The organism is Streptomyces sp. NPDC051963 (assembly GCF_044593495.1).
In the GTDB taxonomy this organism is placed as follows: domain Bacteria; phylum Actinomycetota; class Actinomycetes; order Streptomycetales; family Streptomycetaceae; genus Streptomyces.
This window is the reverse complement of sequence record NZ_JBIUCC010000011.1, coordinates 341,636-364,786: the sequence shown is the minus strand read 5'-3', so window position 1 is coordinate 364,786 and position 23,151 is coordinate 341,636. Positions and strand designations below refer to the sequence as shown.

Here is a 23,151-nt window from a genome sequence, read left to right as displayed (position 1 = left end):
ACGCCCGGTTACATTTCGAACCCGGAAGCTAAGCCTTACAGCGCCGATGGTACTGCAGGGGGGACCCTGTGGGAGAGTAGGACACCGCCGAACAAAACTTCAAAAAGGACCCACACCATTCGGTGTGGGTCCTTTTTGCGTTTTGGGGCTTGGGCAAGCCCCCCGGCTCGCTCCTGCTGTTTAAAGACGTCCGGCGGCCTTCAATGCCAAATACGCGTCAGCCAGTGCCGGAGCCAGTTCATCAGGCGTCGCGTCCACGACCGTAACTCCATGTCGGCGGAGTTGTTCTGCGATGCGGTGGCGTTCGCTTTGGGCGTGGGCCGCGGCTGCGGATTCGTAAATGGCATCGATGTTGCCGCGTGCCGTGGCCATGCGGGCGATATGTGGGTCCGCCACGGATGCCAGCAGAACCGTGTGGCGCTGGGTGAGCCGGGCGAGGACGGGGAGCAGGCCCTCTTCGACGGGGGCTGCGTCGAGCGTCGTCAGCAGCACGATCAGGGAGCGACGTGGGGCCGTCCTGAGTGCAGTGGCCGTAAGACCTCGGGAGTCGGTTTCGACAAGCTCGGGTTCGAGTGTCGCCATCGCGTTGACCAGCGACGCGAGGACGTCGCCTGCCGCGCGGCCCTGGACGAGGGCGCGTACTCGGCGGTCGTACGCAAGTAGGTCGACGCGGTCGCCGGCGCGGGATGCCAGGGCGGCCAGGAGCAGGGCCGCGTCCATTGAGGCGTCCAGGCGTGGGATGTCGCCGACGCGGCCTGCCGATGTACGGCCGGTGTCGAGGACCAGGAGGATGTGTCGGTCGCGTTCGGGGCGCCAGGTGCGTACGGCGACCGTGGCTTGGCGGGCGGTCGCGCGCCAGTCGATGGAGCGGGTGTCGTCGCCGGGGACGTACTCGCGCAGGCTGTCGAATTCCGTGCCTTCGCCGCGGGTGAGGACGCTGGTGCGGCCATCGAGTTCGCGTAGACGCGCGAGCTTGGACGGGAGGTGCTTGCGGCTGGTGAAAGGGGGCAGGACGTGCACCGTCCAGGGGACTTTGTGGGTGCCCTGGCGGGAGAAGAGGCCGAGAGGGCCGTACGAGCGGATCGTCACGCGGTCTGCCTGGCGGTCGCCGCGGCGAGTGGGGCGTAGGCGGGTGGTGATGCGGCGGCGTTCGCCTGCGGGGACCGTGAGGTGGTGGCGGGAGGCGGCGATCTCGGTGCCGGGCTGCCAGCTGCTGGGGGGCCAGGCGTCGCGGAGGTTGGCCCGGAGCAGGCGGCGGGACGGGTTGGTGACCGTGAGGGTGACGTCGGCCTGTTCGCCCAGGCGGGCGGAGGTGTCTCCGGAGCGGGTCAGGCGAAGGTGCCGTACCGGCGCTGCCAGGGCGAAGTCACACGCGCAGGCCAGGGCCAGGGGGGCGTTCACGGCGAGGAGGCCCGTGAGGCCGGGTTCCCAGATGCCTACGGGGAGGGAGCCGAGGGCCGCGAGGAGCGCGGCGCGTCCGGTGAGGGCCATCAGCGGGGGACCGGGACTTGGGCGAGGATCGCGTTGATGACCGAGTCGGCTGTCACGCCCTCCATTTCCGCCTCCGGGCGCAGTTGCACGCGGTGGCGGAGGGTGGGGAGGGCGAGGGCCTTCACGTCGTCGGGGATGACGTAGTCGCGGCCGGTCAGCCAGGCCCATGCGCGCGAGGTGGCCAGGAGGGCGGTGGCGCCGCGTGGGGAGACGCCGAGGGTGAGGGACGGGGACTCGCGGGTCGCGCGGCAGATGTCCACGACGTAGCCGGTGATTTCGGGGGAGACGGCGGTCTTGGCGACGGCGGCGCGTGCGGCTTCGAGGGCTGCCGGACCGGCCACGGGTCGTAGGCCGGCGGCGCGCAGGTCGCGTGGGTTGAAGCCCTCGGCGTGGCGGGTGAGGACGGCGATCTCGTCCTGGCGGGAGGGGAGGGGGATCGTGAGTTTGAGGAGGAAACGGTCCAGCTGGGCCTCGGGGAGGGGATAAGTGCCCTCGTATTCGACCGGGTTCTGCGTTGCCGCGACCAGGAAGGGCTCGGGGAGCAGCCGGGGGGTGCCGTCGACGGTGACCTGGCGCTCCTCCATGGCCTCCAGGAGGGACGACTGGGTCTTGGGCGGGGTGCGGTTGATCTCGTCGGCGAGGAGGAGGTTGGTGAAGACCGGGCCGGGCTGGAAGGAGAACTCCGAGCTGCGGGTGTCGTAGACCAGGGAGCCGGTCACATCGCTCGGCATCAGGTCCGGTGTGAACTGGACGCGCTTGGTGTCGAGTTCGAGTGCGGAAGCGAGCGCGCGGACGAGCAACGTTTTGGCGACTCCGGGGACTCCTTCAAGGAGAACGTGTCCGCGGCAGAGGAGGGCGACGACGAGGCCGGTCACGGCGGGATCCTGGCCGACCACGGCCTTGGCGATCTCGGCGCGCAGGGCCTCCAGGGCGGCTCGGGCGTTGCCCGCGTCCCCGGTCGGCCCGGCGTTGTCAGTGGTCGGGTCCATCATGGACGGCGTACCTCTCTTTCGAGGGCGTCGAGTTGGTCGGCGAGGGCGATGAGGGCCGCGTCGTCGCTGGGCGGCGGGCCGAAGAGAAGTGTGTGCAGGGACTGTCCGTCGCCGTGGAGGTGGGCGGACAGCGCGGGGAGCAGGGCTTCGGGCGCATGTGCCTGGGCGACGGTGACGCCTACGAGGGGGGCGAGGCGGGTGCGGGTGGTGGAGCGAAGAGCGGCGGCCGCGCGGTCGCGGGCGTTCGCTTTGCGGTAGAGGCGGGCGCGGCCTTCGACGGTTTCGGAGGCGCGGATCGCCACGGGGAGATTTTCGGGCACGAGAGGGCCGAGTCGGCGCGCTCGCCATAGGGCGGCCAGGGCTGCCGCGATGAAGAGCTGAAGTGTGCCCCAGAGCCAGCCCGAGGGGAGCAGGTCGAACAGGCTGCGCTCGCCTTCGGTGCCGGCGGCGGTGGCGTCGGAGAGCGAGGGGAGGTACCAGACCAGATGAGGGCGGGAGCCGAGGAGTTGGAGGGCGAGCGAGGCGTTGCCCTGCTCGTCGAGACGGTCGTTGAAGAGGATGTCGGGCGCACCGATGACGATGGTGTCGCCGCCCTCGGATGCCGCCGGGACGCGTACGAGCGTGGCCAGGCGCTCGCTGGGGTAGCACTCGTCGGCATCGACCTGGAGGGCCGTGTAGCGGATGCCGCCCGTGTCGGCGGTGCCCGCGCGCCGGGCGGCCGGCAGGTTGCAGTCGGGGGACAGCGCCGAGTCGAGGCTGGTGGCGGGGTCGGCGATGACGCCGGGAGCGAGCCGCTCGACGGACCAGCTGCCGGCGGCGACGAGGACGGTGCGTCCGCCGGAGGCGTCGGTCGCGGAGTGCAGCTGCGTCTGTTGACGCGGGGTCAGCAGGTCGGGGTCGGCCACCAGGAGGGTGGTGTCCGGGCCGGTCGCGGCGCGGGCCTCGTCCAGGGTGGTGACCACGCGCGTGTCGACGTGGCGGTCGGCGAGCAGTTCGGCGACGGCGCGGCTGCCGTGGGCGTCGGCGGAGCGCGGGTCGAGTCGGCCGTGCCGGGCGTCGGACTGGATGACGGCGATGGCGACTGCCCCGGCCACGAGCAGCACGAGGGCGAGCAGGACGCCTCGCGTGCGGGTCCACACCTGGCGTGTGGTGGGCGAGGCCGAGGTGGAGGGGAGCGTGGCCTCGGTGGTCATTCGGCGGCTCCCTGGCGGGCATTCTGGGCCGCGCTGTGGGCGCTGCTCGTGAGTACCGGTTTGGTGCGCTCCAGGTCGCGGTCGAGTTGGGCGATGCGGTGGTACGACTGCTCGCTCGCCGCGCGTCCTCCGTATGTCACGTCGTCGAAGTCCCGGGCGGCGGCGCGCAGTCGGTCCGCTTCGGAGGGCAGGGCGCGGCCCGCTTCCGCGGCGGCTTCGTCGGCCGTGCGGCCGGGGCGGACGTCGAGGAGGGCGCGTTCCTCCAGGGCGCGGACGACGGCCCGCATGCGTTCCTGGAGGGCCTGGTTCCAGTGGCCCTGGGCGGCGTGCGCCTCGGCGGCCGCGCGGTGTTCGGCGGCGCTGCGGGGGCGGTCGTCGAACAGGGCGGCGGCGGAGACGGGTTCGCGGCGGGGGGTGCCGAGGCGCCACCACAGGGCACCCAGGGCCGCGACGACGACCAGGATGACGACGACCAGGCCCAGCGTTCCGCCGGGAGTCACGGCCGAGGCGGAGTTGAACAGGTCGCCGACCCAGTCCCAGAAGGCGTTCAGGGCGCGCTGGAACAGGCTGGGGTCGTCCTTGTGGTACAGCCGTTTGGACAGTTCACGTCGGGCCGCCTCCTGCGCGGGGTCGCGCGGGATGGTCAGCGGCGGCTCGTCGTCGGAGCGCGACAGCACCGAGGCGTCGCCGACGCGCAGCAGCGCCCGTACGGCAGTGTCGGCGGCGCGCTCCGGCACGGCTGTGAGAACTCCCCCCGCCATGCTCACCGCATCAGCTCCCCGGGGTGGGGCCGTGGGCGCCGGCGCCGTAGTCCTGGACGCCGGCGGCGCGGGCCAGCTCGAGGTCGAGGGCTTCGCGGCGGATGCGCTGGTCGATGTAGAGGAGCACGGTGACGCCGGCCGTGATCGGGAACGTGATCATGGAGCCGATCACCGATCCGACCCCGCTGACGATGAGGAACGTCCAGCCGAGGTCGCTGCCGCCGGTGTCGAGGAAGTTGCTGACGCCGCCTCCGCTGACAGCAGCGCCCAGGAAGGTGAAGGGGATGACGACGATCGACGCGACGATGTTCGCGATGATCGTGGCGAGCAGCTGGATGCCGAAGACCCGCCACCAGGAGCCGCGGACCAGCTTCGCGGAGCGGCTCAACGACTTCACGATGCTCTGCTTCTCCAGCATCAGCGCCGGCGAGGCGAGGGAGAAGCGGATCATCAGCCACAGGGCGACCACGCCCGCGGCGAAGCTGCCCAGGATGGCGAGTGCGGCACCGGCGTCACCTGCGCCGGCCACGGCCGCGATGATGCCGGGCGTCGCGCCGGCGAGGATCACGCCGAAGGCGATGAGCAGCAGCAGGAAGATCAGGCCGAACAGCTTCGCCATCTGCGGGCGGGCGTCGCGCCAGGCCTCGCCGGTGGTCACGGGCTTGCCGAGCACCGCCCGGCTGGTGACCGTCGTGAGCAGGGCGGTCGCAGCGATGGTGCCGATCAGGGAGATCAGGAAGACGACGCTCGTGTTGAGCATCGTGTCGCCCATGGCGCGGGTCAGCTCGTCGAGGCTGGCGCTGGGGTCGTTGAGGGCCTCGGTGCTGGTGCGGTCGTCCAGGACGAAGCCCTGGAGCAGGATGACGATGATCTCCGTGAGGACGGCGACGGTCAGCGAGATGCCCAGAACCGTGCGCCAGTAGGTGCGCATGGTGGAGACGGCGCCGTCGAGGATCTCACCCACGCCGAGCGGCCGGAGCGGGATCACACCGGGCTTGGCCGCGGGCGGGGGACCACTCCAGCCGCCTCCCCAGCCGCCGTATCCGCCGGGAGCACCGGGTGCTCCGTAGCCGCCGCCGTATCCACCGGGGCCGCCGGGAGGCCGGTTGCCCCAGCCCGGGCCGGGCGGAGGCGGTGGCGGGGCCTGGCCGGGGCCGGACGGCGGTGCGGTGGGCGCCGACCACTGGGAAGGTGGGGGCTGCTCCTTGGACCACTTCGAGCCGGAGTCCGTCGCATCCGGGTCCGGCTGGGCCGCGGGCTGTTCGGGGCCGGGGCGGTCGGCGGGCTCGGCAGGGCCCGATGCGCCGGGTTGCTGTCCGTCGGACGGGGCAGATCCGGGCGAGGCCCAGCCCGGAGTGTCGTTCATCGTCGCTCCTTCACGGTGCCCGTCCCGCGGTCGCGGCGGCAGGTTGGCAGCCATCGTGCCATGGGGTGGTCGACGAGTGACCGGCCGCGGTATGGGGTGGGCACCTTCAATTGTCCGCCGGATACGGGGCAGACTGACCGCATGGCTGATCAGTACGCGCAATCCGGCGAGGACAAACAGTCGACCGAGATACCGGCGATCCGCTGGGAAGAGCCACCCGAAGGCCCTGTGGTGGTCCTTCTCGACCAGACGAGACTGCCTGCCGAGGAGGTCGAACTGGTGTGTACGGACGCCCCCGCGCTGGTGGAGGCGATCCGCTCACTCGCCGTGCGCGGGGCGCCGCTGCTGGGCATCGCGGGCGCGTACGGGGTCGCGCTCGCCGCTGCGCGGGGGTTCGACGTGGCCGACGCTTCGACCGCGCTGGCGAGCGCCCGGCCCACTGCGGTGAACCTCGCCGTCGGGGTGCGCAGAGCCGAGTCCGCATACCAGGCCGAGCTCGGCAGGAGCGGCGATCCGGAGCAGTCCGCCCGGGCGGCGCTGGCCGCGGCGCGTGCGCTGCATCAGGAGGACGCCGAGGCCAGCGCGCAGATGGCCGAGAAGGGATTGGCGCTGCTGGATGAGCTGTTGCCAGGCGGCGGGCACAGGATCCTCACACACTGCAACACCGGGCGGTTGGTGTCGGGTGGTGAGGGGACGGCGTTCGCGGTGGTGCTCGCCGCGCATCGGGCGGGCCGGCTGCGACGGCTGTGGGTGGACGAGACGCGTCCGCTGCTGCAAGGCGCCCGGCTGACGGCGTACGAGGCGGCAGGCAGCGGCATGGCGTACACCCTGCTGACCGACAACGCGGCGGGTTCGCTGTTCGCGGCGGGGGAGGTGGACGCGGTGCTGATCGGAGCGGACCGTATTGCGGCCGACGGCTCGGTGGCGAACAAGGTGGGGAGCTATCCGCTCGCGGTGCTCGCGCGCTACCACCATGTGCCGTTCATCGTGGTGGCGCCCGTGACGACGGTGGATCCGGACACACCGGACGGGGCGTCCATCGAGGTCGAGCAGCGTGCCGGGCACGAGGTGACCGAGTTGACGGCACCCCAGGTGCCGGTGGCCGGAGCGGAGGCGGGTGGCGGGATTCCGGTGGCACCGCTGGGGACACAGGCGTACAACCCGGCGTTCGACGTGACGCCGCCCGAGTTGGTGACGGCGATCGTCACCGAGGAGGGCGTCGTTTCACCTGTGACGGCCGAGGCTCTGGCGGAGCTGTGTGCCAGGTCCCGTCAGGTGACGCTCAGCTAGGGGATGTTTTGCGACTCGGTGAGGATGGGGGGTGTGGATCCCGTTCGCGTCCGCGTTCTGAAGAGGGGGCAGCTGGCCCGGGGCAGACAGTGACGGTTGGATACGACTATCGTCACGGGCCAGTGACGTGCCTCACCAGTACCTTCGCCAATGTTACGAGAATGGGATGATGTCGTTTATGAAGGGACGAGTCCTTGTCGTCGACGACGACACCGCACTGGCCGAGATGCTCGGCATTGTGCTGCGTGGTGAAGGTTTTGAGCCGTCTTTCGTGGCCGACGGCGACAAGGCGCTGGCTGCTTTCCGTGAGTCCAAGCCCGACCTGGTGCTGCTCGACCTGATGCTGCCCGGTCGGGACGGCATCGAGGTGTGCCGCCTGATCCGGGCGGAGTCGGGTGTGCCGATCGTGATGCTCACGGCCAAGAGCGACACCGTCGATGTCGTCGTGGGCCTGGAGTCGGGCGCTGATGACTACATCGTGAAGCCGTTCAAGCCGAAGGAGCTCGTGGCCCGCATCCGGGCGCGGCTGCGGAGGTCGGAGGAGCCGGCGCCCGAGCAGCTCGCCATCGGTGACCTGGTCATCGATGTGGCGGGGCACTCCGTGAAGCGGGACGGGCAGTCGATCGCGCTGACGCCGCTGGAGTTCGACCTGCTGGTCGCGCTGGCCCGCAAGCCGTGGCAGGTGTTCACCCGCGAGGTCCTCCTCGAGCAGGTGTGGGGCTATCGGCACGCCGCCGACACCCGCCTCGTCAACGTGCACGTACAGCGGCTGCGTTCCAAGGTCGAGAAGGACCCGGAGCGGCCGGAGATTGTGGTGACTGTCCGTGGTGTCGGATACAAGGCCGGGCCGAGCTGACATGTCCGGGGACAGTGCCGCTTCGGCGCCCGGCAAGCCCGGCGCCGGCGCGGGGCGGCCTGTCGGCCGGAAGGTGACGAGCTCCCCCTGGGGGCGTTTCCTGGACGGCGGGCTGCTTCAGGGCGGAGTCCAGGGCAGCCCTGTGCTGCGCCTGTTCATGCGCTGGGTGCGTCGGCCATTGCTGCCCGTCATGCGGCTGTGGCGGCGGAACATCCAGCTCAAGGTTGTCGTCACGACGCTGCTGATGTCGCTGGGCGTCGTCCTGCTGCTCGGCTTCGTCGTCATCGGGCAGGTGCGCAACGGCCTGCTGGACGCCAAGGTGAAGGCCTCGCAGAGCCAGGCCACCGGCGGCTTCGCGGTCGCCAAGCAGAACGCCGACGAGACGCCCAGTGAGACCGGGACGGGTGCCGACGCCACCACGCCGGACGGCCGTCCCGCGCAGAACGTCATCGAGTGGATGAGCGACCTGGTCTCCTCGCTCTCCAGCGGCGGACAGGGCGCCTTCGACGTCGTCACGCTCCCCGTGGGCGACGACACCGGCGGTGGGCGCGGTCCGCGCGCCTCGGGTTACGTCGACCCGTTCGCGAGCGTGCCCGAGGACCTGCGCGACCGCGTCGACGCCAGCCCCGCGGCGGCGGCCCAGAGCTACACCCGCATCATCTACAACACCGACAAGGAGTCCCAGCCGGCCCTGGTCATCGGCAAGCAGGTCAACGACCCGAACAACGACCCGTACCAGCTGTACTACCTCTTCCCGCTCACCCAGGAGGAGAAGTCACTGAGCCTGGTCAAGGGGACGCTGGCGACGGCCGGGCTGTTCGTGGTCGTTCTCCTCGGGGCCATCGCCTGGCTCGTGGTGCGCCAGGTCGTCACACCCGTACGGATGGCCGCGGGCATCGCCGAGCGGCTGTCCGCGGGGCGCTTGCAGGAACGTATGAAGGTCACCGGCGAGGACGACATCGCGCGGCTCGGCGAGGCCTTCAACAAGATGGCGCAGAACCTGCAGCTGAAGATCCAGCAGCTGGAGGACCTGTCGCGGATGCAGCGGCGGTTCGTGTCCGACGTTTCGCACGAACTGAGGACGCCGCTGACGACCGTACGGATGGCCGCCGACGTCATTCACGAGGCGCGGGAGGACTTCGACCCCGTGACCGCGCGGTCGGCGGAGCTGCTGGCCGACCAGCTGGACCGGTTCGAGTCGCTGCTCGCCGATCTGCTGGAGATCAGCCGCTTCGACGCGGGTGCGGCAGCGCTGGAGGCCGAGCCGATAGATCTCCGGGAGGTCGTACGGCGGGTCGTCAGTGGTGCCGAGCCGCTCGCCGAGCGCAAGGGCACGCACATACGGGTCGTCGGCGACCAGCAGCCCGTCGTCGCGGAGGCGGACGCCCGGCGCGTGGAGCGCGTCCTGCGCAACCTCGTCGTCAACGCCGTGGAGCACGGCGAGGGCAAGGACGTCGTCGTCAAGCTCGCCACGGCGGGCGGGGCGGTCGCCGTCGCGGTGCGGGACTACGGCGTCGGGCTCAAGCCCGGCGAGGCGACCCGCGTGTTCAGCCGTTTCTGGCGAGCCGACCCGGCACGCGCCCGTACCACCGGTGGTACGGGCCTGGGGCTGTCGATCGCCCTGGAGGATGCGCGGCTGCACGGTGGCTGGTTGCAGGCATGGGGCGAGCCGGGGGGCGGCTCGCAGTTCCGGCTGACGCTGCCGAGGACCGCGGACGAGCCGCTGCGGGGCTCCCCGATACCGCTGGAGCCGAAGGACTCGCGACGAAATCGCGGACTTGATGACGCCGGTCTGCCGCACGGCGGCGGGGAGAAGGCGGCGACCGTTCCGGCGCAGCCGTCGGGCGAACAGGGCTCGTCGATGTCGATCGGGCCGCGGCTGGGCGCCATGGTCCCGACGGCAGACCCGACGGCGCTGCCCGGCAACGGCGCGCGCGTGGTGCCCCGGCCGACTTCAGGCGCCCGGCGACAGGACGACATGCCCACCCCGGGCGGGCCGGGCAGCGAGCCCTCGGACCGCACGGGCGCCGGGGCGCAGGACGTGGAACAGCAAGGGGAGGCATCTCGTGGGCGCTGACCGCGAGGGGGGCGTGCGGCGTCGGCCGGTGCGCGCGGTGGCGTACGCCGCCTGTGGTGCCGTAATGCTGGCCGGGTGTGCCTCCATGCCCGACAGCGGGGATCTGCGCGGTGTCGAATCCACCCCGCGCCAGGACTCACAGGTGCGGGTCTTTGCGGTGCCGCCCTCCGAGGATGCTCAGCCCCAGCAGATCGTGGACGGTTTCCTGGAGGCGCTGACCAGCGACGATCCGCAGTACGAGACGGCGAGCAAGTACCTGACCCCGAACGCCGCGAAGACATGGCGGCCGGCGGCCTCCACGACGGTCCTCGCGAGCGCGCCCGACACCACGCCCGACCCCGGCACCCGCGAGGACACCGACTACTTCTCTTTCACCCTCAACGGCACCAAGGTCGCCGCGGTGAACGGGCGGCAGGCGTATGCGCCGGCCAGTGGGAGCTACCGGCAGACGGTGTATCTCGTGCGGGACAAGAAGACCAGGCAGTGGCGCATCGACAACGTGCCACCGGGCGTCGTCATGGGCCGGTCGGACTTCCAGCGCAACTACATGTCCGTCGACAAGTACTACTTCGCCTCGAACATGGCGGTCGGGACAGCCGCGCAGCAGCCCGCGGCGGTCGCTGATCCCGTGTACGTACGACGGCATGTGGACCCCCTGACGCAGATGGTGCGCTCCCTGCTCAACGGGCCGACCGCCTGGCTCGGGCCGGGTGTCAGGTCGAGCTTCCCGACCGGTACGACGCTGAAGAAGGGCGTCACCTCACTGACGCCGGACGACCAGAACAAACTGACCGTCCCGTTGAACGAGAAGGCCGCGCGGGTCGGTCCGGGCAAGTGCCACGAGATGGCGGCGCAGATCCTCTTCACCCTCCAGAACCTCACCCCCGCGGTCGACGAGGTCGAGCTGGAGTCGGGTGACGCCCAGCTGTGCACGCTCACCGAGGAAAGCGCCGATACGGTCGCCGCGCGCGGCGAGGTCAAGAGCGCCCAGTATCTGTACTTCGTCGACGGCAAGCACCGGCTCGTGCGGATGGCGGCCGACAGCAGCGACAAGGAACCCGAAACGGTGCCGGGCGTGCTGGGCGAGGGTGAGACCCAGCTGCGGTCGGTGGCCGTCTCGCGCGACGAGAACAGGGCGGCCGCAGTCACCGCCGACGGCAAGACGCTCTACGTCGGCGCGCTGGCGTCGGGCAGTTCTCTCGGCGAGCCCGTGCTGCGCAGTGCGGGCACCTCGGCGGACGACCGGCTGACGACGCCCAGTTTCGACACGCAGGGCGACCTCTGGGTGGCCGACCAGGATCCCGACGATCCACGACTGGTCATGCTGGAGGACGGCGCGGGCGAGCCGATCGTGGTGAACACGCCGGAGCTGGACGGCCGTATCGAATCCGTCCGGGTGGCCGCCGACGGGGTGCGGATCGCACTCGTCGTCGAGAAGGACGGCAAGCAGTCCCTGCTCATCGGGCGGATCGAGCGGAGCGGGAAGGTGGGCGAGAGCCAGGCCGTCTCCGTCTTCGGACTGCGTTCCGCTGCACCGGAGTTGGAAGAGGTCACGGCCATGTCGTGGGCCGGAGACAGCCGGCTCGTGGTCGTCGGACGCGAGGAGGGCGGCGTGCAGCAGATGCGGTACGCCCAGGTCGACGGCTCCACCCCCGAGCTGCCGGCGCCCGCCGCCCTGACCGGCGTCAAGGAGATCGCCGCGTCCGAGGACGACCGGTTGCCGCTCGTGGCGTACTCCGAGGACGGGATCGTGCGGCTGCCGTCCGGGGCGCAGTGGCAGAAGGTGATCACGGAGGGATCTTCGCCGGTCTATCCCGGGTGAGGTTTCGGGGTCGGTGACTGTGACCCTCCTTGCGCTTGCTCCCGTGTTCCGGGCGTTCCCGCGATACGGCTGTCTCGTCGGCGTTCGGAATCGGCGTTCGGAGTTGTCCACAGGGAGTTATCCACAGGGGTGGCCGCGTGCCGCGGGTGTTGGCACAGTGGTGGGCATGCGGGGGTGGTGGCAGGACCTCACCGACCTGGTGCTGCCGGCCGAGTGCGGAGGCTGCGGAAGGCCTCGTACGGTGCTCTGCCCGGAGTGCCGTGCAGCCCTGAGCGGGGCCGCGCCGTGCCGGGTGCGACCGGTGCCGGAGCCGCCCGGGCTGCCGATGGTGCATGCGGCCGCCCGGTACGCGGACGAGGTGAGGGCGGTGCTGCTCGCCCACAAGGAACGGGGCGCACTGGCACTTGCGGCACCGCTGGGCATGGCCTTGGCAGGGGTCGTGCGGGCGGGGCTGAGCGGGGCGCAGGTGCGGGACGGTCAGCCTGTGCTGCTCGTTCCCGTGCCGTCCGCGCGCGGGGCGGTGCGGGCTCGGGGGCATGATCCGGCACGGCGGATCGCGCTGGCGGCGGCGAGTGAGCTGCGGCGGGGCGAGATGCCGGCGCGGGTGGTCTCCGTACTGCGGCAGCGGCGGGTCGTGGCCGACCAGTCGGGGCTCAACTCCCGGCAGCGGCTGGACAATCTCGCGGGCGCGCTGGCAGTGGCGCCCGGTGGCGCACGGCTGCTCGCCGAAGGCCCGGTCGTGCTCGTCGACGACCTGATGACGACGGGCGCCTCCCTGACGGAGGCGGCGCGTGCCGTGCGGGCGGCGACGGCGCGGGCGTACGGACCGGGAGTGTATGGAAGCTCGGCCGCAGCGGTGTATGCCGCGGCGGCTCGGGAAGGGACAGAGGAACGAAGGGCTGGATCAATGAACGAGGCGGCGGACCAAAGGCACGGAGTGCCAGGAATGGCAGGCGCGCACCGGGCCGATGCCATGATCTGCGCAGCTGTGGTCGCAGCCTCGCCGGATTCTTTCGAAATGAACCGGAACTGACGGTGAACATGCATCGTTGCAGGTAATGAGAGGAGCAATTCACCTGAACGGAGGTACACCGCGGTAGAGGGTGACGGCATCCGTCCAGGCGAGATATGTTCGGTTGTGAGGGAAAGGCCCAGGCCATACCTCGCATAGCCGAATGCCGCGCCGCGGGTTTTGCGGAATCAGCCGCGGCGGTGGGGTGGAGATCTTGCCCGCGGGGGAGGAGGAGGTGAACGTCACCGAGTCCGAGGTTCCGGGCTCACCGGAACCTGGTGCAAAAGGGAGATGCTCCGCCGCTGAAGCGGAGCGATCCGGGAACGGAGTTCTGCGTGGACATCGTCGTCAAGGGCCGCAAGACCGAGGTGCCCGAGCGGTTCCGCAAGCACGTGGCCGAGAAGCTGAAGCTGGAGAAGATCCAGAAGCTCGACGGCAAGGTGATCAGCCTCGACGTCGAGGTGTCCAAGGAGCCGAACCCCCGACAGGCCGACCGATCGGATCGAGTTGAGATCACGCTTCGTTCCCGCGGTCCGGTGATCCGGGCGGAGGCGGCGGCCAGCGATCCGTACGCGGCACTCGACCTGGCGGCGGAGAAGCTGGATGCCCGGCTGCGCAAGCAGCACGACAAGCGCCACACACGCCGGGGCTCGCGACGGCTCACCGCAGCCGAGGTCCCCGACCACGTTCCGGGCGCGGCGACGCTCAACGGAAACGGCCACACCGTCCACGACGATGACTCGGACGGCGTGCCCGTCAAGAAGATCGGCTCGCTGGAAGTGAAGGGCGAAGGCCCCCTCGTGGTCCGCGAGAAGACCCACGTCGCCTCCCCGATGACCCTCGACCAGGCTCTCTACGAGATGGAACTGGTCGGGCACGACTTCTACCTCTTCGTCGACTCCGAGACGAAGGAACCGAGCGTCGTCTACCGGCGCCACGCGTACGACTACGGAGTCATCCACCTCAACACGGACCCGATGGTCACCCAGGCGCAATCGCCCGCGGCAGGCAGCACGCTGGGTGGCTGACCCGCCCGGCCGACACACCCGACGGGTGCCCCTGGAGCGCGTGTGCGCCCCCAGGGGCACCCGTGTGCGACCACTTCGCGCCCCGCTCTGTCACCCCAGTGTCGTCCGGGCATGGAATCATGGCCTCACCGGCCCAACCGGTGGGCCGGTGCCTTGGGTTGGCGATGGCACAGGACCAGCCACAGCCTTCAGGGGGAGGAACGATGGCGGACAGCTTCGGACCGATGCATGACGGGGACGCCGACGACGGCGTCGTCGGCATGGGCCCGGACACGGGCTCACCACGTAAGGAGCCGATCCGCGTCCTGGTCGTGGACGACCACGCCCTCTTCCGACGTGGCCTGGAAATCGTGCTCGCGGCCGAGGAGGACATCCAGGTCGTCGGGGAGGCGGGCGACGGAGCGGAGGCGGTCGACAAGGCTGCCGATCTGCTGCCGGACATCGTCCTGATGGACGTACGGATGCCCAAGCGGGGCGGAATCGAGGCATGCACCTCGATCAAGGAAGTGGCCCCCAGTGCCAAAATCATCATGCTGACCATCAGCGACGAGGAAGCCGATCTCTACGACGCCATCAAGGCGGGCGCGACCGGCTATCTCCTCAAGGAGATCTCGACGGACGAGGTGGCCACCGCCATTCGCGCGGTCGCCGACGGTCAGTCGCAGATCAGCCCTTCCATGGCGTCGAAGCTGCTCACCGAGTTCAAGTCGATGATTCAGCGGACCGACGAGCGTCGGCTGGTGCCCGCACCGCGGCTTACCGACCGCGAGCTGGAAGTGCTCAAGCTCGTGGCCACGGGGATGAACAACCGCGATATCGCCAAGGAGTTGTTCATCTCCGAGAACACCGTGAAGAACCACGTGCGCAACATCCTGGAGAAGCTCCAGCTGCACTCCAGGATGGAAGCGGTCGTGTATGCGATGCGGGAGAAGATCCTCGAGATCCGCTGAGGATCACGCCAGTGTGCGGATGAGCTCCTTCGCGAGGGGCTCGCGCAGTTGCGGGTCGCTCACGCGCTCCACGCGTACGTCCGTGCAGTCCACCCAGCTCGCCGCCTCGGCCAGGGCCTGGGCGACGGCCTGGACCGCCTTCGGGCCGTCCAGGGTGACCTGCTTGGCCACCAGGGTGCGGCCCTCGCGGGCCGGGTCGACGCGGCCGACGAGCCGGCCGCCCGCCAGCACCGGCATCGCGAAATAGCCGTACACCCGCTTCGGCTTGGGGACGTAGGCCTCCAGGCGGTGGGTGAAGCCGAAGATCCGCTCGGTGCGCGCCCGTTCCCAGATCAAGGAGTCGAAGGGGGACAGGAGCGTCGTGCGGTGGCGGCCGCGGGGAGGTGTCTCCAGGGCTGCCGGGTCGGCCCAGGCCGGTTTGCCCCAGCCCTCGACCGTGACCGGGACCAGGCCCGAGTCGGCGATCACCTCGTCCACCTGGTCGCCCTTGAGGCGGTGGTAGTCGGCGATGTCCGCGCGGGTTCCGACGCCCAGGGACTGGCCGGCGAGGCGGACCAGTCTGCGGAGGCACTCGGTGTCGTCGAACTCGTCGTGCAGCAGGTCGTCCGGGACCGCGCGTTCGGCCAGGTCGTAGACGCGCTTCCAGCCGCGGCGTTCCACACAGACCACCTCGCCGTACATCAGCGCGCGCTCCACGGCGACCTTCGAGCCGGACCAGTCCCACCACTCGCTGGTCCTCTTCGCGCCGCCCAACTCTGTGGCGGTGAGGGGGCCTTCGGCCTTCAGCTGCTTGATCACCTGGTCGTAGGCGCCGTCCGGGAGTTCGTGGTTCCAGTGCGGGCGGTTGCGGTAGGCGCGGCGGCGGAAGGCGAAGTGGGGCCACTCCTCGATGGGGAGGATGCAGGCGGCGTGGGACCAGTATTCGAAGGCGTGCGGTCGCACCGGAGACATGCCGGGGGACGCAGGCTTCCAGTAGGCGCTCTCGATGGGTTTGCGGCCCACCGCGCCCAGGCGGGCGTACGGGATGAGTTCGTGGGAGCGGGCCAGGACGGAGATGGTGTCGAGTTGGACCGCGCCGAGGTGACGGAGGATGCCGCGGACGCCGGACCGGCGGTCGGGGGCGCCGATGAAGCCCTGTGCGCGAAGGGCGAGGCGGCGGGCGTCGTCAGCCGACAGTTCCGTGGTCGGGCGCGGGAGGGTCGTCATGGTCCCGCACGATAGGGGGTGGGACTGACAGTGGGGGGTGACCTGCGGGTTTGGTGCCCGGGGCTGAGACGCGTGGTGTTGTCCTCACATCCCGGACGGCTCCGAGGATGTCGCCGTCGGCAGATAGGGCGCCGTAGAGGGCAGGCCCAGGTCCGACGGGAGCAGGGAGCCCACCCAGCAGTCCCTGCGTACGCCCTTGTTGTTGAGGGCGGAGCGGAGGGTGCCTTCGATGGTGAAGCCGGCGCGTTCGGCGACGGCGCGGGACGCTGCGTTGCCCACCTCTGCTCGCCATTCGATGCGGTCGACCGAGATGTGGGTGAAGGTCCAGCGGGCGGCGGTGAGGGTGGCCTCGGTGGTGTAGCCGTTGCCGCGGTGTTCCTTGGTGGCCCAGAAACCGATCTCGGCGACGCCCAGGGAGCGCATGGTGATGCCGAGCATGCCGGCCAACTCCCCTTCGGGGAGAAAGACACCGAAGGTGAACATGGAGCCGTTCGTCCAGCCGTCGGGAGCGATGTGTTCCGTGAAGCTCTCGGCGTGTTCGCGCAGGTAGGGAGAGGGGATCGTGGTCCAGCGCTGGATGTCGGGGTCCTGGGCGGCGGCGTACACGGCGTCGGTGTCCTGCGGGCCGACCGTGCGCAGGACGAGACGGCCGGCGGTCAGCGTGACGGGTTCCATCTGCCGATTCTGGTCGGGATCTCGACGAAGACGCCACCCTTTAGCGGTGAGTGAGCGAGTGATCACAGTTCGCGCAATTCGTGGGTGTGGCGCGGCACCATCCATGGGCCCCGGACGTTGTCCCCATTGAAGATTATTGAAGAGTTGTGCAGCAGCGGACAGTCGCAGTCCCGGCAGGCCTCCCGGCGTGCCGGGGTCCTCGCATACGATGGCCGTTGCTCAGTCAAGTCAAATGGAAACCGACCGTCCCAGGCCCGACCGGCAAGGAGACCAACCCCCGTGTCCGTCCTCTCGAAGATCATGCGTGCAGGCGAAGGCAAAATCCTGCGCAAGCTGCACCGCATCGCGGACCAGGTCAACTCCATCGAAGAGGACTTTGTCGACCTCTCCGACGCCGAGCTGCGGGCCCTCACCGATGAGTACAAGCAGCGGTATGCCGATGGTGAGAGCCTGGACGACCTGTTGCCCGAAGCGTTCGCGACCGTACGCGAGGCCGCCAAGCGCGTCCTTGGTCAGCGGCACTACGACGTGCAGATGATGGGCGGCGCGGCCCTGCACACCGGCTACGTGGCGGAGATGAAGACCGGTGAGGGCAAGACCCTGGTCGGCACCCTGCCCGCGTATCTGAACGCCCTCTCCGGAGACGGCGTCCACATCATCACGGTCAACGACTACCTGGCCGAGCGCGACTCCGAGATGATGGGCCGCATCCACAGGTTCCTGGGCCTGTCCGTCGGCTGCATCCTCGCCAACATGACGCCGGCCCAGCGCCGCGAGCAGTACGGATGCGACATCACGTACGGCACGAACAACGAGTTCGGCTTCGACTACCTGCGCGACAACATGGCGTGGTCCAAGGACGAACTCGTCCAGCGCGGCCACAACTTCGCCATCGTCGACGAGGTCGACTCCATCCTCATCGACGAGGCCCGCACGCCGCTGATCATCTCCGGCCCGGCCGACCAGGCCACCAAGTGGTACGGCGACTTCGCCAAGCTGGTCACGCGCCTCAAGCGCGGCGAGGCGGGCAACCCGCTCAAGGGCCTCGAGGAGACCGGCGACTACGACGTCGACGAGAAGAAGCGCACGGTCGCCATCCACGAGTCCGGTGTCAGCAAGGTCGAGGACTGGCTGGGCATCGACAACCTCTACGAGTCGGTGAACACGCCGCTGGTGGGCTACCTGAACAACGCCATCAAGGCGAAGGAGCTCTTCAAGAAGGACAAGGACTACGTCGTCATCGACGGCGAGGTCATGATCGTCGACGAGCACACCGGTCGTATCCTCGCCGGCCGCCGCTACAACGAGGGCATGCACCAGGCGATCGAGGCGAAGGAAGGGGTGGACATCAAGGACGAGAACCAGACCCTCGCCACGATCACCCTTCAGAACTTCTTCCGCCTCTACGACAAGCTCTCCGGCATGACCGGTACGGCGATGACCGAGGCAGCCGAGTTCCACCAGATCTACAAGCTCGGCGTCGTCCCGATCCCGACCAACCGGCCGATGGTCCGCGCGGACCAGTCCGACCTGATCTACCGCACCGAGGTCGCGAAGTTCGAGGCGGTCGTCGACGACATCGCCGAGAAGCACGACAAGGGCCAGCCGATCCTCGTCGGTACGACGTCGGTCGAGAAGTCCGAATACCTCTCGCAGCAGCTCTCCAAGCGCGGTATCCAGCACGAAGTGCTGAACGCGAAGCAGCACGACCGTGAGGCGACGATCGTCGCCCAGGCCGGCCGCAAGGGCGCCGTGACGGTCGCCACGAACATGGCCGGCCGTGGTACTGACATCAAGCTCGGCGGCAACCCCGACGACCTCGCCGAGGCCGAGCTGCGCCAGCGTGGCCTCGACCCCGAGGAGCACATCGAGGAGTGGGCGGCCGCGCTGCCCGCCGCTCTGGAGCGCGCGGAGAAGGCGGTGAAGACGGAGTTCGAGGAGGTCAAGGACCTCGGCGGGCTCTACGTCCTGGGCACCGAGCGGCACGAGTCGCGTCGTATCGACAACCAGCTGCGCGGTCGCTCCGGCCGTCAGGGCGACCCGGGCGAGTCCCGCTTCTACCTGTCGCTCGGCGACGACCTGATGCGGCTGTTCAAGGCCCAGATGGTCGAGCGCGTGATGTCGATGGCGAACGTCCCGGACGACGTGCCGATCGAGAACAAGATGGTCACGCGCGCGATCGCATCGGCCCAGTCGCAGGTCGAGCAGCAGAACTTCGAGACCCGTAAGAACGTTCTGAAGTACGACGAGGTCCTCAACCGGCAGCGCGAGGTCATCTACGGCGAGCGCCGCCGCGTCCTGGAGGGCGAGGACCTGCACGAGCAGGTCCAGCACTTCATGGACGACACGATCGACGCGTACGTCCAGGCCGAGACCGCCGAGGGCTTCGCCGAGGAGTGGGACCTGGACCGGCTGTGGGGCGCCTTCAAGCAGCTCTACCCGGTGAAGGTCACCGTCGACGAGCTGGAGGAGACGGCCGGCGACCGGGCCGGGCTCACCGCCGAGTTCATCGGCGACTCCATCAAGGACGACATCCGCGAGCAGTACGAGTCGCGTGAGACGCAGCTCGGCTCCGAGATCATGCGTGAGCTGGAGCGTCGGGTCGTGCTGTCGGTCCTGGACCGCAAGTGGCGCGAGCACCTCTACGAGATGGACTACCTCCAGGAGGGCATCGGCCTGCGCGCGATGGCGCAGAAGGACCCGCTGGTCGAGTACCAGCGTGAGGGCTTCGACATGTTCACCGCCATGATGGAGGGCATCAAGGAGGAGTCCGTCGGCTACCTGTTCAACCTGGAGGTCCAGGTCGAGCAGCAGGTCGAGGAGGTCCCGGTCGAGGACGCCAAGCAGCCGACCCTCCAGAAGCAGGACGCGGTGCCGGCGCAGGCGGGGTCCCGTCCCGAGATCCGTGCCAAGGGCCTGGAGGCCCCGCAGCGGCGCAACCTGCACTTCACCGCGCCCACCGTGGACGGCGAGGGCGGCACCGTCGAGGGCGACTTCGACAGCGACGACGAGACCGCCGGGGTGCGCTCCGAGTCCGACGGCCTCACGCGCGCGGAGCGCCGGAAGCAGTCGCGGGGCGGGCGACGCCGCAAGAAGTGACGGGCGCCTCGCGAGAGGGGCAGCCATCGCGCCGGTCGGCAGACGTGGCGGCGGCTGTTTCCTGAAGTGAGGACGAGTTGTGCAGGGCCGGACATCTGCGAGGGTGTCCGGCCCTTCGGCTTGGGCGGGCTTCAGTCGCCGTCCGGCAGCGGTGTGCGCGGGCCGTCCAGCTCCAGCGCCGTGCAGCGCCAGCGCAGGTCCGGGCCCTTCTCCAGGCGGAAGGCCATCGCGCGCAGCTGGTCGCCGGCGCCGATGCGGGCGAAGGCCTCGACGGCGCCGGAGTGGACGATGTAGTAGCCGATGTCGCGGACGACGGGCCGCGTGCCGCGGGTGCGCAGGAGACCGTGATCCGCGAGCCGGGCCAGTTCGTCGTAGGCGCGGCCCGCGGTGTGCCCGAGCATCCAGTGCACGGGGCGCTGGCCGCTCAGGACGAGGAGCAGGCGGTCGGCGAAGACGTCGGTGGGCCGGGGACGCGGGACCGCCCTGCGCGGCGTCTGAGGCGGTACGGCGGGCGATGCGGTGGCAGAGGTCGTACGGGCCTTGCCGGCCGGTGTCGTACGGGCTGCCGGCCTCGGTGCGCGGGGCGGAGTGCCGCCGGGGCGGCGGGTGTCGCGGCGACCGGGCGGGCGGGTGCCCGAGTCGTGGTTCGCCCTGGTCATGACCTTGTTCATGGATGTCCCCGCTCGGTGGGCCCGGGATACCGGGCAGTAACTTGGTGGTGGGGATCTTGTACGGGGCGGCGGACGTCCTGGGCAAGGAAGCGGGGACCCGGGTGGGGCCGGTCGCCAGGTTCACTTATCCGGGTGATTCGGGGATGCAGCGGCCCATGATTGCGGGGGTGCACCGGGTGAGTTCCGGGCGCGGGGTGGACGCTCCCCGGGGCGAGGGCAGGAACACGAAAGGGGACGCCCGCACGTATCCTGAAGGCCCTCCGGGAGACGCGGGACTCGCCCTCCCGGGTCCGTTGCGGAGCCCTCGACCATCGACCACGAAAGCGGCCAGTCATGCGTGTCTACGTCCCCCTGACCCTCTCCGGTCTCGCCGAGGCGTACAAGACGGGTGAGTTGGGGGCCGGGCCGCTCATGGCCTACGCCGTCACGCCCGCGTTGCGCGAGTGGTACCTCTCCGACGACATCGAGGAACTGGAGTACGCGGCGCTCGGCCGGGCCGGGTTGGCCTCGCTGCGGCTGCTGGCGGCCGACCGAGGGGCGGTACGGCGCCGGGTCGTGGTCGCCGTGGACGTACCCCACGGTGCCGCGGTCGCCGACCCCGACCGGGGGCTCGATCCGGTGGCACTGGGCGAGGTGCGGATCGACGGGGCCGTACCGCTGGCCAAGGCGGCCGCGGTGCATGTCGATGCCGGGGACGCGGAGGTGGACGTGGCCGCCGCGGCGGAGGCGCTGCACGCGGCGGACGGTGGGGACGACGACGCGCAGTTCGTCGTGGACGGGGCCGATGACCACGAGCTGCTGTGGTTCGCGACGCAGGAGATTCCGAATTTGGTGGGGCTGGGGGACTGAGCGGCGGGGTCGCCCCCGGACTGCGGTGGTCGGGGTTTGGCACCCGGGCTTTTGTACCCGGACTGCGGTACCCGGGCTTTGGTGCTCTCTGGCTCTTTGACCTGCCGTTTGACCTGCCGTTCTCTTGATTGTCAGTGGTGGCGGGTACGGTTTTTGGCATGGGGATGCAGACGGGCGCACACATTGTCTGGGACTGGAACGGGACGCTGTTCCACGACAACGAAGCGATCATCGGCGCGACGAACGCGGCCTTCGCCGAGCTGGGGCTCGAGCCGATCACGATGGAGGAGTACCGGGCGCTGTACTGCGTGCCGGTGCCGAAGTTCTACGAGCGGCTGATGGGGCGGCTGCCGACCGAGGCCGAGTGGGAGGTCATGGACGAGACCTTCCACCGGTACTACACCGAGCACCGGGTGACGTGCGGGCTCACCGAGGGCGTGGCCGAGTTGCTGGTGGACTGGCTGTCGGCGGGGCGCAGCCAGTCGCTGCTCAGCATGTACGGCCATGCCGAACTCGTCCCGTTGGTACGGGGGTTCGGGATCGAGCCGCACTTCATACGGGTCGACGGGCGGACCGGGCCGTCCGGAGGCAGCAAGGCCGAGCACATGGAGCGGCACCTCGGGGCGCTGGTCGGTGTGAACCCCGCTCGTACGGTGGTGATCGGGGACGCCGCGGATGACGCGGTGGCGGCGCGGCATGTGGGGGCGCGGGCCGTGTTGTACACCGGGGGGTCGCACAGCCGGAAGAGTCTGGAGGAGGTCGGGGTGCCGGTGGTGGACACGTTGGGGGAGGCGGTTGCGGTGGCGGAGCGGTTGGCTGCGTGACGCCTGCGGCGGGCGTGCGGGTGGGGTGGCTCAGCTTGCCGGGCTGGGGTGGTGCGGGTGACTCAGTTCGCCGGGGCCTTTGCGCGTAGGACCGTGAGGAACTCTCGCATCCAGCTGGGGTGGTCCGGCCAGGCGCGGGAGGAGACCAGGGTGCCGTCCACCACCGCCTCGGTGTCCTGGAAGGTGGCGCCGGCGGCCTGCATGTCCGGTTCCAGGGCGGGGTACGCCGTGACGCGGCGGCCTCGGAGGCTGTCCGCCGCGGCGGTGAGGAGGGGCCCGTGGCAGATCTGGGCGACCGGTTTGTCGGCGTCGAAGAAGGACTTGAGGATCTTGCGGAGTTCGGGGTCGTTGCGGAGGTACTCCGGGGCTCGGCCGCCGGGGATGACGAGGGCGGCGTACTGGCCCGGGTCGACCTCGGCGAAGGCCAGGTCCGCGGGCCAGGTGTAGCCGGGCTTCTCGGTGTAGGTGTCGAAGCCGGGTTCGAAGTCGTGGACGACGAACTGGAGCTTCTTGCGGGTGGGGGCGGCGATGTGGACGTCGTAGCCCTCTTCGAGGAGGCGTTGGTAGGGGTACAGGACTTCCAGGGACTCGGCTGCGTCGCCGGTGACGATGAGGATCTTGGCCGACATTGTGCTGCGCTCCCCTCGAGGGTGGGTTCGGCTTCGTCGGGTGCTATGGGCAACGTGCCTCGGGGTGGGGGCGTTGCCAAGGGGGCGGCGCGTCGGTGTCGGCGTGGGGTGGGTCGCGCGGCCCGGCGCTGACGGGGTGGCGCCTGCGCCCACCCGTGACGCCCCAGGCGGCACGACTGCCCGCAGGGGGTGGCAGCGCCGCGTATCCCCAGCGTAGGTGCGCCCGCAACAGCCCGCCCACCGGCGCGGCCGGCCCCGCTGCAACGGCGGTCTGCCGCTCAGGTGCCCGCCCCATACTGTGCAGAACGTCAAACTTCGCCCCCAGGTTTTGTACACATGCGGCTCATGACGGGGCCCGGG

At 70.1% G+C, this 23,151-nt stretch carries 19 protein-coding genes and 1 rRNA gene; 11 read left to right on the top strand and 9 right to left on the bottom strand.

The genetic code is table 11. From position 1 onward, the window contains the following. A 5S ribosomal RNA gene (gene rrf / locus ACIHFB_RS40215) occupies positions 1–93 on the top strand; the annotation flags it as partial. Positions 94–180: 87 nt separating this feature from the next. On the opposite strand, the gene ACIHFB_RS40210 is transcribed toward rrf, so the two are convergent. From ACIHFB_RS40210 to ACIHFB_RS40190, 5 genes are read right to left on the bottom strand one after another with little or no spacing between them, the layout of a single operon-like run. Beyond that, the gene (locus ACIHFB_RS40210; RefSeq protein ID WP_400129475.1) at positions 181–1,491 is read right to left on the bottom strand and encodes a DUF58 domain-containing protein; all 1,311 of its coding nucleotides are present in this window, start codon (positions 1,489–1,491) and stop codon (positions 181–183) included. Further along, entirely contained in the window at positions 1,491–2,480 is a 990-nt protein-coding gene (locus ACIHFB_RS40205; protein WP_365288498.1) for a MoxR family ATPase, read from the bottom strand. Before ACIHFB_RS40205 ends, ACIHFB_RS40210 begins: the two co-directional genes overlap by 1 nt. After that, positions 2,480–3,676, bottom strand: coding sequence for a DUF4350 domain-containing protein (locus ACIHFB_RS40200; RefSeq protein WP_365288468.1), 1,197 nt, complete (start codon positions 3,674–3,676; stop codon positions 2,480–2,482). Before ACIHFB_RS40200 ends, ACIHFB_RS40205 begins: the two co-directional genes overlap by 1 nt. Further along, the gene (locus ACIHFB_RS40195; RefSeq protein ID WP_400129474.1) at positions 3,673–4,443 is read right to left on the bottom strand and encodes a DUF4129 domain-containing protein; all 771 of its coding nucleotides are present in this window, start codon (positions 4,441–4,443) and stop codon (positions 3,673–3,675) included. Before ACIHFB_RS40195 ends, ACIHFB_RS40200 begins: the two co-directional genes overlap by 4 nt. A gap of 4 nt (positions 4,444–4,447) precedes the next feature. Next, on the bottom strand, positions 4,448–5,803 hold the full coding sequence (locus ACIHFB_RS40190; RefSeq protein ID WP_365288472.1) for a glycerophosphoryl diester phosphodiesterase membrane domain-containing protein: 1,356 nt from the start codon (positions 5,801–5,803) through the stop codon (positions 4,448–4,450). A gap of 141 nt (positions 5,804–5,944) precedes the next feature. On the opposite strand from ACIHFB_RS40190, the gene mtnA reads away from it, so the two are divergent. The 7 genes from mtnA to ACIHFB_RS40155 all read left to right on the top strand — a co-directional run bounded on the left by mtnA (position 5,945) and on the right by ACIHFB_RS40155 (position 14,838). Continuing rightward, positions 5,945–7,093 carry an S-methyl-5-thioribose-1-phosphate isomerase gene (mtnA, locus tag ACIHFB_RS40185; RefSeq protein WP_365288474.1) on the top strand — a complete coding sequence of 383 codons (1,149 nt, stop codon included), beginning with the start codon at positions 5,945–5,947 and terminating at the stop codon, positions 7,091–7,093. 166 nt (positions 7,094–7,259) lie between these two features. Continuing rightward, positions 7,260–7,949: a two-component system response regulator MtrA gene (gene mtrA / locus ACIHFB_RS40180; protein WP_187284748.1), complete on the top strand. Its 690-nt coding sequence runs from the start codon at positions 7,260–7,262 to the stop codon at positions 7,947–7,949. Between the two features lies 1 nt (position 7,950). Further along, the gene (gene mtrB, locus ACIHFB_RS40175; RefSeq protein ID WP_365288476.1) at positions 7,951–10,026 is read left to right on the top strand and encodes an MtrAB system histidine kinase MtrB; all 2,076 of its coding nucleotides are present in this window, start codon (positions 7,951–7,953) and stop codon (positions 10,024–10,026) included. Continuing rightward, positions 10,016–11,848, top strand: coding sequence for an LpqB family beta-propeller domain-containing protein (locus ACIHFB_RS40170; protein ID WP_365288478.1), 1,833 nt, complete (start codon positions 10,016–10,018; stop codon positions 11,846–11,848). The genes mtrB and ACIHFB_RS40170 overlap by 11 nt, the downstream gene beginning before the upstream one ends. A 166-nt stretch (positions 11,849–12,014) precedes the next feature. Beyond that, a complete protein-coding gene (locus ACIHFB_RS40165; protein WP_400129473.1) occupies positions 12,015–12,881 on the top strand; it encodes a ComF family protein in 867 nt (288 codons plus the stop codon). Between the two features lie 314 nt (positions 12,882–13,195). Then, a complete protein-coding gene (hpf, locus tag ACIHFB_RS40160; RefSeq protein ID WP_400129472.1) occupies positions 13,196–13,888 on the top strand; it encodes a ribosome hibernation-promoting factor, HPF/YfiA family in 693 nt (230 codons plus the stop codon). 203 nt (positions 13,889–14,091) lie between these two features. Beyond that, positions 14,092–14,838 carry a response regulator transcription factor gene (locus tag ACIHFB_RS40155; protein WP_210594278.1) on the top strand — a complete coding sequence of 249 codons (747 nt, stop codon included), beginning with the start codon at positions 14,092–14,094 and terminating at the stop codon, positions 14,836–14,838. Positions 14,839–14,841: 3 nt separating this feature from the next. On the opposite strand, the gene ACIHFB_RS40150 is transcribed toward ACIHFB_RS40155, so the two are convergent. Together ACIHFB_RS40150 and ACIHFB_RS40145 are read right to left on the bottom strand one after the other, a co-directional pair. Next, positions 14,842–16,044: a winged helix-turn-helix domain-containing protein gene (locus ACIHFB_RS40150; protein ID WP_400129471.1), complete on the bottom strand. Its 1,203-nt coding sequence runs from the start codon at positions 16,042–16,044 to the stop codon at positions 14,842–14,844. Between the two features lie 84 nt (positions 16,045–16,128). Beyond that, positions 16,129–16,719 (bottom strand): GNAT family N-acetyltransferase, encoded by a 591-nt coding sequence (locus ACIHFB_RS40145; protein WP_365288484.1) that lies wholly within the window; start codon positions 16,717–16,719, stop codon positions 16,129–16,131. 279 nt (positions 16,720–16,998) lie between these two features. Between ACIHFB_RS40145 and secA the strand changes: the two genes are divergently transcribed. Then, a complete protein-coding gene (gene secA, locus ACIHFB_RS40140) occupies positions 16,999–19,818 on the top strand; it encodes a preprotein translocase subunit SecA (RefSeq protein ID WP_365288486.1) in 2,820 nt (939 codons plus the stop codon). A 131-nt stretch (positions 19,819–19,949) separates the two neighbouring features. Here secA and ACIHFB_RS40135 read toward each other — a convergent pair whose 3' ends face one another. Further along, positions 19,950–20,489 (bottom strand): Rv3235 family protein, encoded by a 540-nt coding sequence (locus ACIHFB_RS40135; RefSeq protein WP_400129470.1) that lies wholly within the window; start codon positions 20,487–20,489, stop codon positions 19,950–19,952. Positions 20,490–20,822: 333 nt separating this feature from the next. Here ACIHFB_RS40135 and ACIHFB_RS40130 point away from each other — a divergent pair, with 333 nt between their 5' ends. Together ACIHFB_RS40130 and ACIHFB_RS40125 are read left to right on the top strand one after the other, a co-directional pair. Then, the gene (locus tag ACIHFB_RS40130) at positions 20,823–21,338 is read left to right on the top strand and encodes a DUF6912 family protein (RefSeq protein ID WP_400129469.1); all 516 of its coding nucleotides are present in this window, start codon (positions 20,823–20,825) and stop codon (positions 21,336–21,338) included. 158 nt (positions 21,339–21,496) lie between these two features. Then, positions 21,497–22,162 (top strand): HAD family hydrolase, encoded by a 666-nt coding sequence (locus ACIHFB_RS40125; protein WP_365288492.1) that lies wholly within the window; start codon positions 21,497–21,499, stop codon positions 22,160–22,162. Positions 22,163–22,224: 62 nt separating this feature from the next. Here the strand turns inward: ACIHFB_RS40125 and ACIHFB_RS40120 are convergent, their stop codons facing one another. Beyond that, positions 22,225–22,791 carry a DJ-1/PfpI family protein gene (locus ACIHFB_RS40120; protein WP_365288494.1) on the bottom strand — a complete coding sequence of 189 codons (567 nt, stop codon included), beginning with the start codon at positions 22,789–22,791 and terminating at the stop codon, positions 22,225–22,227. Between the last annotated feature and the right edge of the window lie 360 nt (positions 22,792–23,151).